This is a genomic window from ANME-2 cluster archaeon (assembly GCA_014237145.1).
In the GTDB taxonomy this organism is placed as follows: Archaea; Halobacteriota; Methanosarcinia; order Methanosarcinales; family Methanocomedenaceae; genus Methanocomedens_A.
In genome coordinates this window covers 1-13,442 of the sequence record JAAXOC010000002.1, presented here as the reverse complement: position 1 = coordinate 13,442, position 13,442 = coordinate 1, and the positions used below count along the sequence as shown (strand labels likewise).

The 13,442-nt window shown below is 36.6% G+C and carries 16 protein-coding genes and 1 pseudogene; 7 read left to right on the top strand and 10 right to left on the bottom strand.

Annotation, left to right across the window (positions count from 1 at the left end; genetic code table 11):
• Nucleotides 1–2: 2 nt before the first annotated feature.
• A complete protein-coding gene (locus HF974_00180) occupies nt 3–317 on the bottom strand; it encodes a DUF2111 domain-containing protein (GenBank protein MBC2696766.1) in 315 nt (104 codons plus the stop codon).
• Nucleotides 318–359: 42 nt separating this feature from the next.
• Complete coding sequence (locus HF974_00175) at nt 360–701, bottom strand: DUF2111 domain-containing protein (GenBank protein ID MBC2696765.1); 342 nt, start codon at nt 699–701, stop codon at nt 360–362.
• 454 nt (nt 702–1,155) lie between these two features.
• Between HF974_00175 and HF974_00170 the strand changes: the two are divergent.
• Both HF974_00170 and HF974_00165 read left to right on the top strand, forming a co-directional pair.
• A pseudogene (locus tag HF974_00170) lies at nt 1,156–2,448 on the top strand (transposase).
• 1,479 nt (nt 2,449–3,927) lie between these two features.
• The gene (locus HF974_00165) at nt 3,928–4,278 is read left to right on the top strand and encodes a hypothetical protein (protein ID MBC2696764.1); all 351 of its coding nucleotides are present in this window, start codon (nt 3,928–3,930) and stop codon (nt 4,276–4,278) included.
• Nucleotides 4,279–4,555: 277 nt separating this feature from the next.
• On the opposite strand, the gene HF974_00160 is transcribed toward HF974_00165, so the two are convergent.
• The 3 genes from HF974_00160 to HF974_00150 all read right to left on the bottom strand — a co-directional run bounded on the left by HF974_00160 (nt 4,556) and on the right by HF974_00150 (nt 5,815).
• Complete coding sequence (locus HF974_00160) at nt 4,556–4,891, bottom strand: nucleotidyltransferase domain-containing protein (GenBank protein MBC2696763.1); 336 nt, start codon at nt 4,889–4,891, stop codon at nt 4,556–4,558.
• Entirely contained in the window at nt 4,881–5,276 is a 396-nt protein-coding gene (locus HF974_00155; GenBank protein ID MBC2696762.1) for a HEPN domain-containing protein, read from the bottom strand. The genes HF974_00160 and HF974_00155 overlap by 11 nt, the downstream gene beginning before the upstream one ends.
• A gap of 347 nt (nt 5,277–5,623) precedes the next feature.
• Nucleotides 5,624–5,815: a hypothetical protein gene (locus HF974_00150; protein MBC2696761.1), complete on the bottom strand. Its 192-nt coding sequence runs from the start codon at nt 5,813–5,815 to the stop codon at nt 5,624–5,626.
• A 214-nt stretch (nt 5,816–6,029) separates the two neighbouring features.
• On the opposite strand from HF974_00150, the gene HF974_00145 reads away from it, so the two are divergent.
• Nucleotides 6,030–6,170, top strand: coding sequence for a hypothetical protein (locus HF974_00145; GenBank protein MBC2696760.1), 141 nt, complete (start codon nt 6,030–6,032; stop codon nt 6,168–6,170).
• Nucleotides 6,171–6,226: 56 nt separating this feature from the next.
• Here HF974_00145 and HF974_00140 read toward each other — a convergent pair whose 3' ends face one another.
• The 5 genes from HF974_00140 to HF974_00120 form a co-directional block, all read right to left on the bottom strand.
• Nucleotides 6,227–6,529: a type II toxin-antitoxin system RelE/ParE family toxin gene (locus HF974_00140; protein ID MBC2696759.1), complete on the bottom strand. Its 303-nt coding sequence runs from the start codon at nt 6,527–6,529 to the stop codon at nt 6,227–6,229.
• Nucleotides 6,530–6,533: 4 nt separating this feature from the next.
• Nucleotides 6,534–6,758 (bottom strand): hypothetical protein, encoded by a 225-nt coding sequence (locus HF974_00135; protein MBC2696758.1) that lies wholly within the window; start codon nt 6,756–6,758, stop codon nt 6,534–6,536.
• A 155-nt stretch (nt 6,759–6,913) separates the two neighbouring features.
• Nucleotides 6,914–7,402, bottom strand: coding sequence for a HEPN domain-containing protein (locus HF974_00130; GenBank protein ID MBC2696757.1), 489 nt, complete (start codon nt 7,400–7,402; stop codon nt 6,914–6,916).
• 13 nt (nt 7,403–7,415) lie between these two features.
• Complete coding sequence (locus tag HF974_00125; protein MBC2696756.1) at nt 7,416–7,703, bottom strand: type II toxin-antitoxin system YoeB family toxin; 288 nt, start codon at nt 7,701–7,703, stop codon at nt 7,416–7,418.
• A gap of 55 nt (nt 7,704–7,758) precedes the next feature.
• On the bottom strand, nt 7,759–7,983 hold the full coding sequence (locus HF974_00120; GenBank protein ID MBC2696755.1) for a hypothetical protein: 225 nt from the start codon (nt 7,981–7,983) through the stop codon (nt 7,759–7,761).
• A gap of 100 nt (nt 7,984–8,083) precedes the next feature.
• Between HF974_00120 and HF974_00115 the strand changes: the two genes are divergently transcribed.
• The 4 genes from HF974_00115 (at nt 8,084) to HF974_00100 (ending at nt 12,942) form a co-directional block, all read left to right on the top strand.
• Nucleotides 8,084–9,373: a TIR domain-containing protein gene (locus HF974_00115; protein MBC2696754.1), complete on the top strand. Its 1,290-nt coding sequence runs from the start codon at nt 8,084–8,086 to the stop codon at nt 9,371–9,373.
• 160 nt (nt 9,374–9,533) lie between these two features.
• On the top strand, nt 9,534–11,558 hold the full coding sequence (locus tag HF974_00110) for a TIR domain-containing protein (protein MBC2696753.1): 2,025 nt from the start codon (nt 9,534–9,536) through the stop codon (nt 11,556–11,558).
• 46 nt (nt 11,559–11,604) lie between these two features.
• Nucleotides 11,605–12,159, top strand: a complete 555-nt coding sequence (locus HF974_00105; protein MBC2696752.1) for a TIR domain-containing protein — start codon at nt 11,605–11,607, stop codon at nt 12,157–12,159.
• A gap of 30 nt (nt 12,160–12,189) precedes the next feature.
• On the top strand, nt 12,190–12,942 hold the full coding sequence (locus HF974_00100) for a TIR domain-containing protein (GenBank protein ID MBC2696751.1): 753 nt from the start codon (nt 12,190–12,192) through the stop codon (nt 12,940–12,942).
• The last annotated feature ends 500 nt before the right edge of the window (nt 12,943–13,442 follow it).

The following is a 13,442-nucleotide window of genomic DNA, read 5'->3' as shown; positions in this document are numbered from 1 at the left end:
CTTCACAGACTGTGAATTATATCCACAACCCCTATTGCTGCTATTGCATTACCCTTTTCATCTTTAATAGTGGTCACCATTACAGGAGTACCTGAGTAATCTCCACTTTTCGGGATTGTTGTAATTGTTGAATTTTTCTTAAGAGCCTCTTCAAGTACAGGTCCTGAATAATCATAATCCAGCACTCTGCTTGTTTCGATCCGTACGCCGCGTTTATTCAGCGTCCGCATAGTAACCGGAAGTCCTATAACTACTTCATGGATTGCCATTGCTATTGGTGCGATTTCTTTACTGGTTGAATCAGCACTTATTATTATATCAGGATATGCCATTGTCTTTCGCTCCACATCTAATAATTTCTAATGCTTAAATTTCAGACCGTGTGTAACATTTACAATTCCAATCGCTGCAACCGCATTACCATCTTCATCCTTAACAGTAGATACTACTATCGGAATGCCTTTATATGGACCTGATTTTGGTGTGGTTTTAATTGTTGAGTTTGTCTCAAGAGCCATCTCAAGTATAGGGCCTGAATAATTATTATCCACTATTTTTCCCATTTCAATTCTTAAACCTTTTTTGTTTAACGTCCGCATAGTAACAGGAAGTCCTGCTACCATTTCATGGATAGCCAGTGCTATTGGTGTGATTTCTTTACTGGTGGAATCGGCTGAAACCTTTATTACAGGAAGTTCCATTTTGTTCACTCCGGATATTTTATGATAAATTTATTACTTAATCTATAATTACTTATTCTATAAAATGTTGACGATTGTACATATAAACATTATCTATAGCGTCAGGAATGGCTTGGATTTACCGTTATAAGCATCAGCAAACTGCTTCCACGCTCATTTCTGCCCCTAAAATGGCTTGAAGAGTAGAAATCAATTCACCCGGAGACTTTTTATTAATTTCTGATTATGGCTAATATAAATCAGTTTAATTAGATATTTTAATTTATATTATAATCACTATGGGGCTTGTATTTCTATAAAACCATTGGTAATTTCAAAATTATTGTTTAATAAATAACATTACTATTTGATTGTTTTCCTCAATAAATCGTTATGAATAGACACATTTAAATATGATTGGGTATTTTATGACATAAAAAGTATATTTTTATAGTAATTATTAGATGTGATTTAAATGCCACGTGGTAATATTGCAATTAATAGAGAAATATCAAAAAAAGTACAAAATGGAATAGTCTACCAGGTATTACCTGAGATTGAACATGAAAGACAAATGCAACCATTATTTTCAACGGTTTCACCAATCAAATGTAAAATATGTAGTTGTGCTTTATTTGCAAACCAATACTATGAACGAATTATAATTACAAGCTATGGGAATATAATAGTCCAAACCACCTATTGGATATGCACAAATCCAGACTGTGCCAAACATCATACAGATACAATATTAGGCGTTACTGGATCAGCAAATTATAGTGACGAGTACAATGAAAAAATGCAATCTGTAAGATACAATGGAAGATGTACTCTATGGAAATCACATACAGTAGGTGAAATATTTACGGAGGGCCTGACTGATATCTCAGGAAGAGCTCCATGTCCAACAACATTGTGGAAATATGAACAAATACGAGGTAAAATATCAGCCCAGGAATTGCAGGAACAGGAAATCAATTTTAATGGAACTTTATACATCGATGGATATTGGGTAAAAACTGGCTGGAGAAAATATATTGAAGCTCAATTGGGAAGGAAATTTACTGACCATGAATGGAAAATATTTAGACATAAAGTGATTTATGTTGTAGCAACTGAAGATAAAGTTATTTTAGATTTCCAAATAACCAATCGCATGCCAAGTTTTATTGAATTGGTACCATTAATGTATAGAATTAAAAATCGCCTACCTGAGAAAGATATTTTGAAAATTGTTTCTGATGAAGATGATGCAATTATTGGATCCATAGAAAGGATTTTTCCAAATGTTTCGCATTCATTCTGTGTTTTTCATCAATTGCAAAATGTCACTGAGAAATATCTTAATGAATTTAAATATATTAATAAAATTCCGTTTGATGAATTAAAATTATATGGACTTGCACAGGGTCTGATAGTTGCTAAAACTGTTATTGAATCGACGATATACTACCAGAAAATTTTAGAAATAGCCTCAAGTATAGAGTTATCGAAAGCATCTGAGAAGGTAATTTCTTACATTAAAAAAGTCTATTCACAAAATAAAAAATTACTAAAGAAAGGATTCACACCAGAAACTAATAATGTGATGGAGCAATTATTCTCTTTAATATCTGATATATTCACTCAAGCTAGATCTTTTAAAATTGATGATAGTTTGTATAATTTCTGTAATAATATATTTGTATTTTTTAATAAAAATTGATTTAATACCGGTGAATGGAAGGGCTTTTCCCCTATAGATCGGGCTAAAATCAAATATGGATGATGCATTAGATCTTATTGTACAAAATGCCATAGTGGCAACACTCTAAAAAATCTCAAATGTCATACTTTTTATTCTGAATTATTGATTCTTACAGGAGATTGAATCTCAACATTTAAAATATTTATGCATTGAACGAGTTATTCTGGCTAGTTCTTAATTCAATCACAAGATAATAAAAAGTCTCCTGATTTGGTGATGAGCAGAGTTCATTGAGGATTAAATGACTCGGTTTTGAAGGGGCGGCATTCATCTTGAATTGTTTCATGAAGATCAGAGTTTTCAAAGAATTTGACATTTGAATAACTTTTTGCAAAGTGGAACCTTAAGATGAATCCAATGGTTTAAATGAACTATAGTTAAGAGCGCTCAGGGTCTCCAGACATTGATATTATCAATATGTTCAAAGTCACTATCATTGGTGGCAATGTTGTTAATTACCTGACTTTGAAAGATAACCTTATTTCCTTACTGTTGAACTTTTTTATAACTTCTATTGTTAGCGATTTCTTATTGTTTGCTGATTTCGTAATGTTGCCACCAATTAATTTTAAATTAAAAAATATTCAACAGTTCGAATTGCAACTATATTTTGCCACCAACTATAAATAGTATCAACACATATAAAATATGCATAAATATTCGAAATATCAAACTGTATCTTGAGAAAAAATAGTCAAAGGGAATACATATTATCAACATGTAAGAAAAACAAGAATTGACGGTAAAGTCAAACGTGTTTGGTCAAAATACCTCGGCACACAAGAAATCATCGAAAAAGTAACGACATGTACGAAGAACAAACCTCATTACAGCTCACCAGTTTTGAATATAGCAGAACTGCAGCATTAATTGAAGAACTGGAGAAGATCAGAGTTGCTTTGGTGAAAAAGGGTAACGGTGAACCGTAGTTTGTGTTTGAAATTGTGGACTTTGATCAAATGAGATTTTTTATTTCACTTATAATGGAGACATTTTTGAAAGATAGCTGATTCAAGATTTTTATTTAAAATTTTGTGGTGGCAACAGAAAACGCTAGATAAAGGGCTTATTTTTTAGGATCTTTCAAAGTAAGGTAATATGCATTTAAATAAACATTGCTTTTGTAGGCGGTGTGAGAATATATGGATTACTACAAACAACAACTATAACAATTACGCATGATTTTTTAGAACTTTATCAGAGATTTACCACTGTTTGAATAGTTCATGGTTTCACGGACCGTACGCGTAAGTGACATTATCTGGTAACAGATGAGCGCTACAGACGGGGTCGAGTTCTTCAGTGCAACTGCAGCAGGGTGATGGCTTATGCAACGTGCGCCCGCCTGCGATCAAGACTGTACTCCACCGGCCGTGGGCTTGAGTGCAGCAAAAACAGGGAGATGGGGCGCGGTTTTCGTGCCCGCTCCGAGTTTTCAACCTGCACCAGCCCAGCAGCCTATGCTCAGACCTCGCGCAGGCGGCTTCTACGTGTTAATTGATGTACCGCCGGGTGGAGATCGAGTTCTCCAGAGCGAAAGCAGTCGCAGAAGGAGTGGTGAGCAAGCAGTGTGCCCGCCTGCGATTGAGACTGCACTCAAACGGCGGTGGTTTTAGTGCAGCGAAAACAGGCAGATGTGGCGTGGTTATCGTGCTTGCATCCGGTTTAGACTCTGCACCGGCCCTGTCGTCTGTGCCAAAACCACACGCAGGCAATAGGTGCACGTTGATCAAGAAGCGCCGCTGGTTCGATTGTAGAGCTGGCAGTGGATCCAGACACGGCAGGGTGCGGCTCATGAAATATGCACCCAAGCGGAGTGAGAAGAGTGGGAGACGGATGGGCGTGGTTTAACTATTTAAAAAAGAACGGCGCTACTACCATGCATGAAGTGCGTCGCTGTATTCCACCACTGCCGGAATGCGCATCGAGTGACCAGTCCCTGCATGGTTGCGTTTGCATAGCTTGTTGTGAATGTGTGGTTGATGGTTAGTGGCGGTAGAACGTGCCGCTTGGTGGAGTTGTTACAATTGAAGAATCAGCTTTGGTGCAGTGCCATATCAATTACTTCTGATCTGTGAGAGTATAATAAGAACAGCAAACAACTTTTCACTCAACACATTAAAAAATGTTAAATAATGCTAATTCCATTCTTTACAGCCTTACTGATGATTAGATTCTCACTTTTTTTCCGATCAAATTCCTCTGGCGTATAACAGATTGCATCTATGTGTTCGGAAAAACGCACTTCTTTTAGGAATTGTGCCATTCTGCCCAAAAATTCCTGTCCCTTGAATATGTCAGAGACGATTATCAGGTCAATATCGCTCTCTTCAGTCGGCTTTCCCCATACACGCGAACCAAAAAGTATCAACTTCTCAGGATTGAACTTTGATACAATGATTTCCATCTTTTCAGCCAGAAATCTCTGGATTATTTTATCCCCTACTGCTGTGTTATCGATCATTATCTTCACCCATTTGTGTTCTGACCCATGATAGTATCTCTTCGGACCTGACAAGCTTTATCTTTGCCATATTTTCATCATACAGTTCAAAAGGCAATTCATCTGATACATCAGGATATCTTGAAAGCATATAATCTTCAGACAGTTCGTAAGTCGCATCCATGATATCAAGAGGTGCATTGACCAACGAGGCAAGCTTATCAATGTAATGGATTCTTGGAGGAGAATCATTAAATAGTTTGATGTATAACGCTTTTAGTCCCTTTTCTATAGCCTGCTCGCTGAAGAAGACACTTGCATAATAGTCGCCTGAACCTATACAATTTTTTGCAGTTAGCAGATCCCTATTCGCCTGTTTCCACCACTTTAATATCATTTTTTTCATTGTTACTCTATAATCATCTAAGTATTTTCAGTATATATAAGATTGCTTTTATCTGTTTGTATTGCATAAAATGATAGTATAATTTTTGTAGCACTGAATTCTATAAACGGATGCTTGCCCATATTGAAATATTCAGTGCACAGCAGTTTTCATGTGGATAATAATGATACGAGTTTGAACCTCTGGTCGAGTGAGCATGTGAAGTGCACCACTCTACCAGTGGCGAGCTCAGTGTAGCAAATACAGGCAGATGGAGCGCGGCTTTCGCGCTCAATACAAGTTCACACCGCACACCCAAAAAAAACACACCCGGGCTCCCCCACAAGCCCCTTACAAAAATCCCGTCTTTAATGACTCGATGCCGCATACCGCTCAGCAATAAGCGCCTGGGTCAGCCTGAACTGGACTCTATGCTTGTCCCAGTCATACTTAGCACCCAAAAACTTAATGAGCCGCTTCTTGGAAGCACCCTTTAACTCATTGGCCTCCATCAACTCATTAACAAACGCCTTTTCCTGTTCCTTATCAAGCTCAACCATTTACACCGAATCCGTGGAAACAATAGTGATCCATCCCATCGCCACAGGTAATTTCTTAGTAGTCAGGATCAGCCCGTCGGGCATATCCTCAACCCTGTAACGCATATTCACAGTACCGCCCTTCTAAGGCGCAACTCAGACGCACCAGTCTAGCCGCCTGTGTTCAGACCGCGCGCAGGCAATAGGTGTGTGTTGAGGGAGAGGCGCCGCCGGTTTGGTTGAAGAGATAGCAGCAGAGGAAGTTGCGGCAGGAGTAGTAGCTCCAGCAGTGTGCCCGGTGCGAGAATGTGGGTTAAGTGAATTAAACGGGTGTGGATTGGGTGGTTGGTGGCGGTGTACCCTCGCAAAGAGGTAAAAGAAAATGTGTACTGGATCTGGGCATGGTGAGCAGGGATTACACTGTTTTTTCTATCACTCTTTCCGTCCATCTTCAAATGATAACAACATAAGTTTATAGATATCCTCTCGGTGTCCAAAAGCAACAAGTGTCACTTCACTTTCGTTCTCATGCACCATATAAATAAGTCTATATTTTCCTTTTACTCTAAGAGATCTATAATTAGAGAGTCGATATTTCAAAGGCTTTCCAGAGTAGGGCGTATCATACAGTTTCTTCACTTTTTGCATCAATTCTTCCATCAACACTTTATTTTTTTTCTTCACATTTTCAATCTGCTTTTTGAAAATCTTGGTGTATTTCAGAGAATATACCATCAGATCACTCCAAAAACAAATTGCACAAATCATCTTCCGACTTAATTTCGAAGACCTTCCCCTCTCTTATATCATTTTCACTTTCATTTATCTGTTTCATTAAATCCTTATCACTCAAAATTTCGATGGTTTCCATCAAAGATTCCATCTCACCAATCAGATCTTCAAAGTCTTCTTTGCGCAACACTACGTTTCCTTTAACCTCTTTTATTCTTACAACACCTGCCATTTTATTACCTCTACTTATGGATGGGGTAATAAATATTAATATCTTGCCGTATTATGTAAAACTGATTACTTTTTCTTTTGTAACTATTCAGCCATCCTTAAGACCGGATGCAGATGGCGAAAATCCGTTCATTTGTGTCTATGGCGATACATTTTTTAGTTTTTAATACTGAGTCTAAGTTCATCGTTTTCAAAGGTGTTTGACAATTGTGTGCAATTATCTATTTGTATACTATTCAGTCTGACGATAACGTTTATGTATGGCTGAATAGTTACTTTCTTTTGTTCATTTGTGAATGTAGCTGGAGTCGCTGGTGCAGTGACATTAATGTACTCATCATACAGTTCAAAAGGCAATTCATCTGATACATCAGGATATCTTGAAAGCATATAATCTTCAGACAGTTCGTAAGTCGCATCCATGATATCAAGAGGTGCATTGACCAACGAGGCAAGCTTATCAATGTAATGGATTCTTGGAGGAGAATCATTAAATAGTTTGATGTATAACGCTTTTAGTCCCTTTTCTATAGCCTGCTCGCTGAAGAAGACACTTGCATAATAGTCGCCTGAACCTATACAATTTTTTGCAGTTAGCAGATCCCTATTCGCCTGTTTCCACCACTTTAATATCATTTTTTTCATTGTTACTCTATAATCATCTAAGTATTTTCAGTATATATAAGATTGCTTTTATCTGTTTGTATTGCATAAAATGAACGGGTGTGGATTGGGGGGTTGGTGGCGGTGTACCCTCGCAAAGAGGTAGTGTCACTTCACTTTCGTTCTCATGCACCATATAAATAAGTCTATATTTTCCTTTTACTCTAAGAGATCTATAATTAGAGAGTCGATATTTCAAAGGCTTTCCAGAGTAGGGCGTATCATACAGTTTCTTCACTTTTTGCATCAATTCTTCCATCAACACTTTATTTTTTTTCTTCACATTTTCAATCTGCTTTTTGAAAATCTTGGTGTATTTCAGAGAATATACCATCAGATCACTCCAAAAACAAATTGCACAAATCATCTTCCGACTTAATTTCGAAGACCTTCCCTTCTCTTATATCATTTTCACTTTCATTTATCTGTTTCATTAAACCCTTATCACTTAAAATTTCTATGGTTTCCATCAAAGATTCCATCTCACCAATCAGATCTTCAAAATCTTCTTTGCGTAACACTACGTTTCCTTTTACCTCTTTTATTCTTACAACACCTGCCATTTTATTACCTCTATTTATGGATGGTTTAATAAATATTAATGTCTTGCCGTATTATTAAAAAAGAATCATTTAAGTGAAATGGCTTTTAATGGAGTATGATATGATGGATGAGATTCATAAAAGAACGAATCCTTTGCGCATATTCCTGTGTCATTCATCTGGAGATAAGCCCGCAGTAAGTAACCTGTATCAGCGATTATCCAGCGATGGTTTTGATCCGTGGCTGGATGAAGAAAAACTTTTGCCAGGACAAGAATGGCAACTTGAGATTGCAAAGGCCGTACAAACGTCTGATGTTGTTATTGTTTGCCTTTCGCATAAAGCAATAAATAAAGCTGGTTATGTCCACAAAGAGATAAAAGATGCTCTGGACAAGGCAGAAGAACAACCCGAAGGCACAATATTTCTTATTCCCCTCAAGCTGGAAGAGTGTGATGTTCCTGAAAGGTTACAACGCTGGCACTGGGTCAATTTATTTGAAGAAAAAGGCTACGAACGATTAATGAGATCGCTGCGCTTGCGCGCTGAAAAAATAACCTCTGGTAGCAATCCAAAGACAAATGTGATACAAAGGCCTGAAGAAGTTCAAGATCCTCCTCAGAATGGCAAATGTGTCAAGTTCATCTGCACAAGTCGTGAAGCTGAACATGCTAAAGAAGTCTATGTAGCAGGTGAATTCAATAATTGGCTTAGGCCAAAAGGCAGTTTAATACGACCTACCCAAAAGTACCAGAAAAAGTATGGGTTGCAGAAGCAAATTAGTGAAGGAAAAGAAATCTGGGAAAAAGATATTTTTGTATCACTGGGGCATTATGATTTTAAATTTGTTGTTGGAAAAAGGCATTGGATACATTGGTATGAAGAATCCGGTTATACACGGGGAAACGATGCTCCAGGCGGTCCTAATTTTCGGATAGAAGTCTCTGATACTCAACAAAAACAAAAAAATCTCAAAAAAATCCCTAAACCCAAAAAATTATTTAAATATGATGTTTTTATATGTCATGCAAGCGAAGATAAGGAATCTTTTGTAAGAGCGTTGGCTGTAAAACTTCAAGATAGAGGTCTTAAGGTCTGGTTTGATGAATCTACAATAACTCTAGGGGATAGTTTAAGTCGATTAATTGATAATGGTCTTGTTAACTCTCGCTACGGAGTGGTTGTTCTAAGCAAGAAATTCTTTGAGAAAGAATGGCCTCAAAAAGAACTTGATGCTCTCGTAGCAAGAGAAGAGGGGTTAAATAAAGTCATTCTTCCTATTTGGCATGGTATTACCCAACAAGAAGTAAGATTTTTTTCACCAATTCTTGCTGATCGACTAGCGGTATCATCTGATAAGGGCATAGATCATGTTGCTAATGAAATAGTGAGAGTAAAGAACTCCACATAGATAATGGAAACTTTTTAATTTGTTCAGGAAATGCTAGAACCGCTTATGTAGTTTGCGAAATACAGAAGTACTAATAAGGTCTCTATCCAAAACCCCCAGGATATGATGAAAAATAACTCAACATGCAAATTTTGTGATGTAACCCAGTGAGGAAAGCAAAATGGTAAGTTACACTCCACCGCTTTCGGTTTTTTTTGTTTGGCATCCCGCTGATGCAAACACAGTCCAACCAATGGTTAAACATTGTTCTTCCATGTTGCAGCGTGATATTAACAAACCTTTCTCTCGTGCTATGAATTTACCGATTTTTTATAGGACAACGGCTAAGAAAGGCGTGCCTTCTAATATAAATATTGAATCTGAAAACTCAATAATATTTATCTTTTTAAGCAAAAATATTGTGGGAAATGGCGATTGGGTTGAATATATCAAGAAGCTACCCGAAAGCGATAAAATACATATTATTCCCATTGCACTTGATAATTATGCCTTTAATGTTGGGGGTCGCCTGCAGGGTAAAAATTTTATCCGGACTTATGAATATGAAGAATTATATACAAATTATTTAATATTCATTTCTGTAGCGCATGAAATCTATCGTCTAATCCTAAATGAGTCTTTTAACATAATGAGACCAGGCAAATATAACGCATTGAAGATATTCCTTAGTCATGCAAAAGATGGTAAGCAGGGTATCAAGCTTGCTAAAGCATTAAAGAATTTTATAGACAACAGCTCAATGAGGAATTTTTTTGATGCGACTGACATTGCCCCAGGATATCAATTTGATAACGAAATTATCGATCACATTAAAGAGTCCACAATCATTGCCATTCACTCTGATCCTTATTCCTCTAGATATTGGTGTCAACGTGAAATTTTATGTGCTAAAGAAAACCATCGCCCAATCGTTGCAGTTGATTGTTTAGAGGAATTTGAAGACCGGCGTTTTCCTCATGCTGCAAATATTCCTGGTGTTCACGTGAATATCGGGGAATATACAGAACCTGGGAAAAAGGACTTACTTCGAATAGTAAGTGTGGCATTGCTTGAAACCATTCGATTTTATTATGCAAAAATGTTGCTTACTCAATATATAAAAGTAAATTGGATTCCGAATGATGCTGAAATCTTGTCAAGGCCTCCTGAAGCTACCGATATTTTCAAAATATTAATAAATAATTACAATAGTATCCATTGCCTGAAAAAATCGGTAGTATATCCAGAACCACCAATATATGAAGAAGAGCTAGCTTTCTTTAAAAATTTTGGAATTGAATTTTTCACACCATTATTATTTAATCCCATTAATATTCATGGTAAATCAATCGGGATTTCAATATCTGATCCTTCTGATGAAGAATTAATTGAAATTGGTCATGGTAGTTATCACCTAATACACTTATCGCAAGATCTTGCAAGGCATTTTTTAGCCCGTGGTGCGAAATTAGTATACGGCGGCGATCTTCGAGAGAATGGGTTTACGGATTTCATTTTCAAAGAAGCTGCGGCTCTTCAGGCAAGGTTACGAACAGATAATATTCATTTAAAGAATTATCTAGCCTGGCCGATCTTCAAGGGAAATACCACTGCTATGACAGAATGGAAAGCAAAATATCGGCATATAGCGGCAATGGAGGAAATTGAACCGCCCTCTGATGTCTTTGACCTGATTCCCGATAAGAATTCATTCTTACCTCCGTTAAATACTCAAAACTCTTATGTGTGGAGTCGATGCTTAACCGAAATGCGAAACACAATGATTAATGATTGTGAGGTGCGCATTTGTGCAGGTGGGAAACACTCTGGATATAAAGGTAAAATACCAGGTGTTCTCGAAGAAATTGTTATTGCATTGGAGAAAAAGAAACCACTCTATTTATTAGGGGGTTTTGGCGGAGTTACGGCGAGTATATGCAAATCCATCCAAACGCAAGTGATGAATTATGAACTTACAGAGGCTTGGCAAATTCAAAATAATGCAGGTTATATGGATTTGTTGAGCTTCATGGATTCAAGGGGTGAGCGATATAAAGTTGATTACAAAGCCATCGAAGATAAACTAATAAATGCAGAGTTGAATAATGGCCTTTCTAAGGACGATAACGAAAAATTGTTTAATACCACATTTATTGATGAGGCAATGCATTTTATATTCAAAGGTTTGAAAGTCTTATATAGGTAGTAATATATCTAAATAAAATATCTAAAAAAAACGTGGAGGTATAAAAATGACTATGAGACATAACGTGTTCGTAAGCTACCATCATAACGATGACCAGAGGTATAGAGAGCAATTTGAAAGTATTTGTGAGGACGTCATCGTATCACGTTCCGTTGATATTGGGGATATTGATCCTAATGCAAACACAGAATATGTTCGTCAGAAGATTAGAGATGAATATCTAAGAGATTCGACCGTTACAGTCGTGTTAATTGGTAGACAGACATGGCAAAGAAAACATGTTGACTGGGAGATTTATTCAAGCTTAAGAGATACACAAAAAAACCCTCGATCAGGACTTCTCGGAATACTTCTACCTTCGTATGATTATCCTGAACCTCGTAAATATTCCCCATATACGGTGCCTCCTCGACTTTATGATAATCTAAAAGAGAGAAACGACGGAAAAAAACCATTCGCGGCAATTCACCCTTGGAGTACGAATCCTTTTGATATCCAACAGTGGATTCACGAGGCGTTTCATATAAGGGACCAAATTACACCGATAAACAATCGTCCTATGTATGGAAAAAACCATACTGGGGACCGATGGCAAGATTAACTAAATAAGTATAGCTAAGGAAGATAATCGATGGTTTCCCAAAAGCATAAAGTATTCATCAGCTATCATCATGATGCGGATCAGGTTTACGCAGATAAATTAAGAGAGCTCTATGGTGGAAATGCGATTATTGATAAATCAATGTATATGGACCTTAGTCACCTTCAAGTAGATACTATCCTTAATAAAATTCGGCAAGAACATTTACTTGATTCCACAGTTACCGTTGTATTAGTAGGGGAGCACACATGGGGGCGAAAATGGGTTGACTGGGAAATTTATGCATCACTAAGACCCTATGCTGAAAGAACACGCAATGGTTTAGTTGGTGTGTATCTTCCAAATTATAACGAGAAACATTTCAGGTTGACAGATAATGTACAAAGTGGCTATGCTGTTGCAATTAAATGGGAAGATGTCGGCGAAAAGTTAATTGATGCAATACATCAAGCATGGAATAATAGAAAACGACCGGAGTTGATTGATAATTTGAGAAAGCTACGTGAGAGGAATGCTCCGTTAGAGAAAAAAAGCTACTCAACGCCACAAGAAAACGATAATTGTTTTATTGCTACAGCCGCTTATGGGACTCCACTAGCTTATGAAATTGATATTTTAAGGAAATGGAGAGATCATAGGTTGAAAAACTCATTAATTGGAAGATGGTTTATTAACTTTTATTATAAAAATAGTCCTCCTTTAGCAGATTATATAAGAACGAAGAGAAAGCTAAGACTAATAATCCGAGGAATTATAGGTTTATTAATTAAAATAATACGTTGATGGAATATATGATAACCCATCTTCGCCAGTTTAAAATAAAATCGATATTTTCACTCTCTACATTTGGAAAAAACGCTAGCATTAAGACCCACGAGTAGTTTTTTAGGCAAATGAAACGGTTAATGGTCGGCTCTTTAACTTTTATTATTGGCTATTGCTTGACAATAATACCAAGAGCCTATCCGATAAATAGAAAAAACAAGGATCTATCAACAATTTTCAGAATATTTTCTCAATAATTCTTCTAAAATCTTTTTAACTTTTTTATTATTATTATGAACGTTTATCCATTTTTCATTATCTTCAATTACTTTTCTTTGTTGTAAACAATTTCCTACATCCAATATATACGTAATGAATCGTTTACGAACTTCAGTAGCTTTTTCATAATTTCTATTTTCATTTAACCAATTATTATAATTTTCAAATATAATATCTTTTACATGACTTTCGGCTTAGCAACGGGTTAAATTAGAGAACATTTAAATATTGTAACTTCC

Excerpts from the sequence above, each read along its gene's own strand:
- HF974_00135 (MBC2696758.1), bottom strand. The coding sequence starts at position 6,758 with ATGGCAGGTGTTGTAAGAATAAAAGAGGTTAAAGGAAACGTAGTGTTG.
- HF974_00110 (MBC2696753.1), top strand. The coding sequence starts at position 9,534 with ATGGTAAGTTACACTCCACCGCTTTCGGTTTTTTTTGTTTGGCATCCC.
- HF974_00160 (MBC2696763.1), bottom strand. The coding sequence starts at position 4,891 with ATGATCGATAACACAGCAGTAGGGGATAAAATAATCCAGAGATTTCTG.
- HF974_00100 (MBC2696751.1), top strand. The coding sequence starts at position 12,190 with ATGGTTTCCCAAAAGCATAAAGTATTCATCAGCTATCATCATGATGCG.
- HF974_00150 (MBC2696761.1), bottom strand. The coding sequence starts at position 5,815 with ATGGTTGAGCTTGATAAGGAACAGGAAAAGGCGTTTGTTAATGAGTTG.
- HF974_00175 (MBC2696765.1), bottom strand. The coding sequence starts at position 701 with ATGGAACTTCCTGTAATAAAGGTTTCAGCCGATTCCACCAGTAAAGAA.
- HF974_00155 (MBC2696762.1), bottom strand. The coding sequence starts at position 5,276 with ATGAAAAAAATGATATTAAAGTGGTGGAAACAGGCGAATAGGGATCTG.
- HF974_00120 (MBC2696755.1), bottom strand. The coding sequence starts at position 7,983 with ATGGCAGGTGTTGTAAGAATAAAAGAGGTAAAAGGAAACGTAGTGTTA.
- HF974_00105 (MBC2696752.1), top strand. The coding sequence starts at position 11,605 with ATGACTATGAGACATAACGTGTTCGTAAGCTACCATCATAACGATGAC.
- HF974_00140 (MBC2696759.1), bottom strand. The coding sequence starts at position 6,529 with ATGGTATATTCTCTGAAATACACCAAGATTTTCAAAAAGCAGATTGAA.
- HF974_00130 (MBC2696757.1), bottom strand. The coding sequence starts at position 7,402 with ATGAAAAAAATGATATTAAAGTGGTGGAAACAGGCGAATAGGGATCTG.
- HF974_00115 (MBC2696754.1), top strand. The coding sequence starts at position 8,084 with ATGATGGATGAGATTCATAAAAGAACGAATCCTTTGCGCATATTCCTG.
- HF974_00165 (MBC2696764.1), top strand. The coding sequence starts at position 3,928 with ATGTACCGCCGGGTGGAGATCGAGTTCTCCAGAGCGAAAGCAGTCGCA.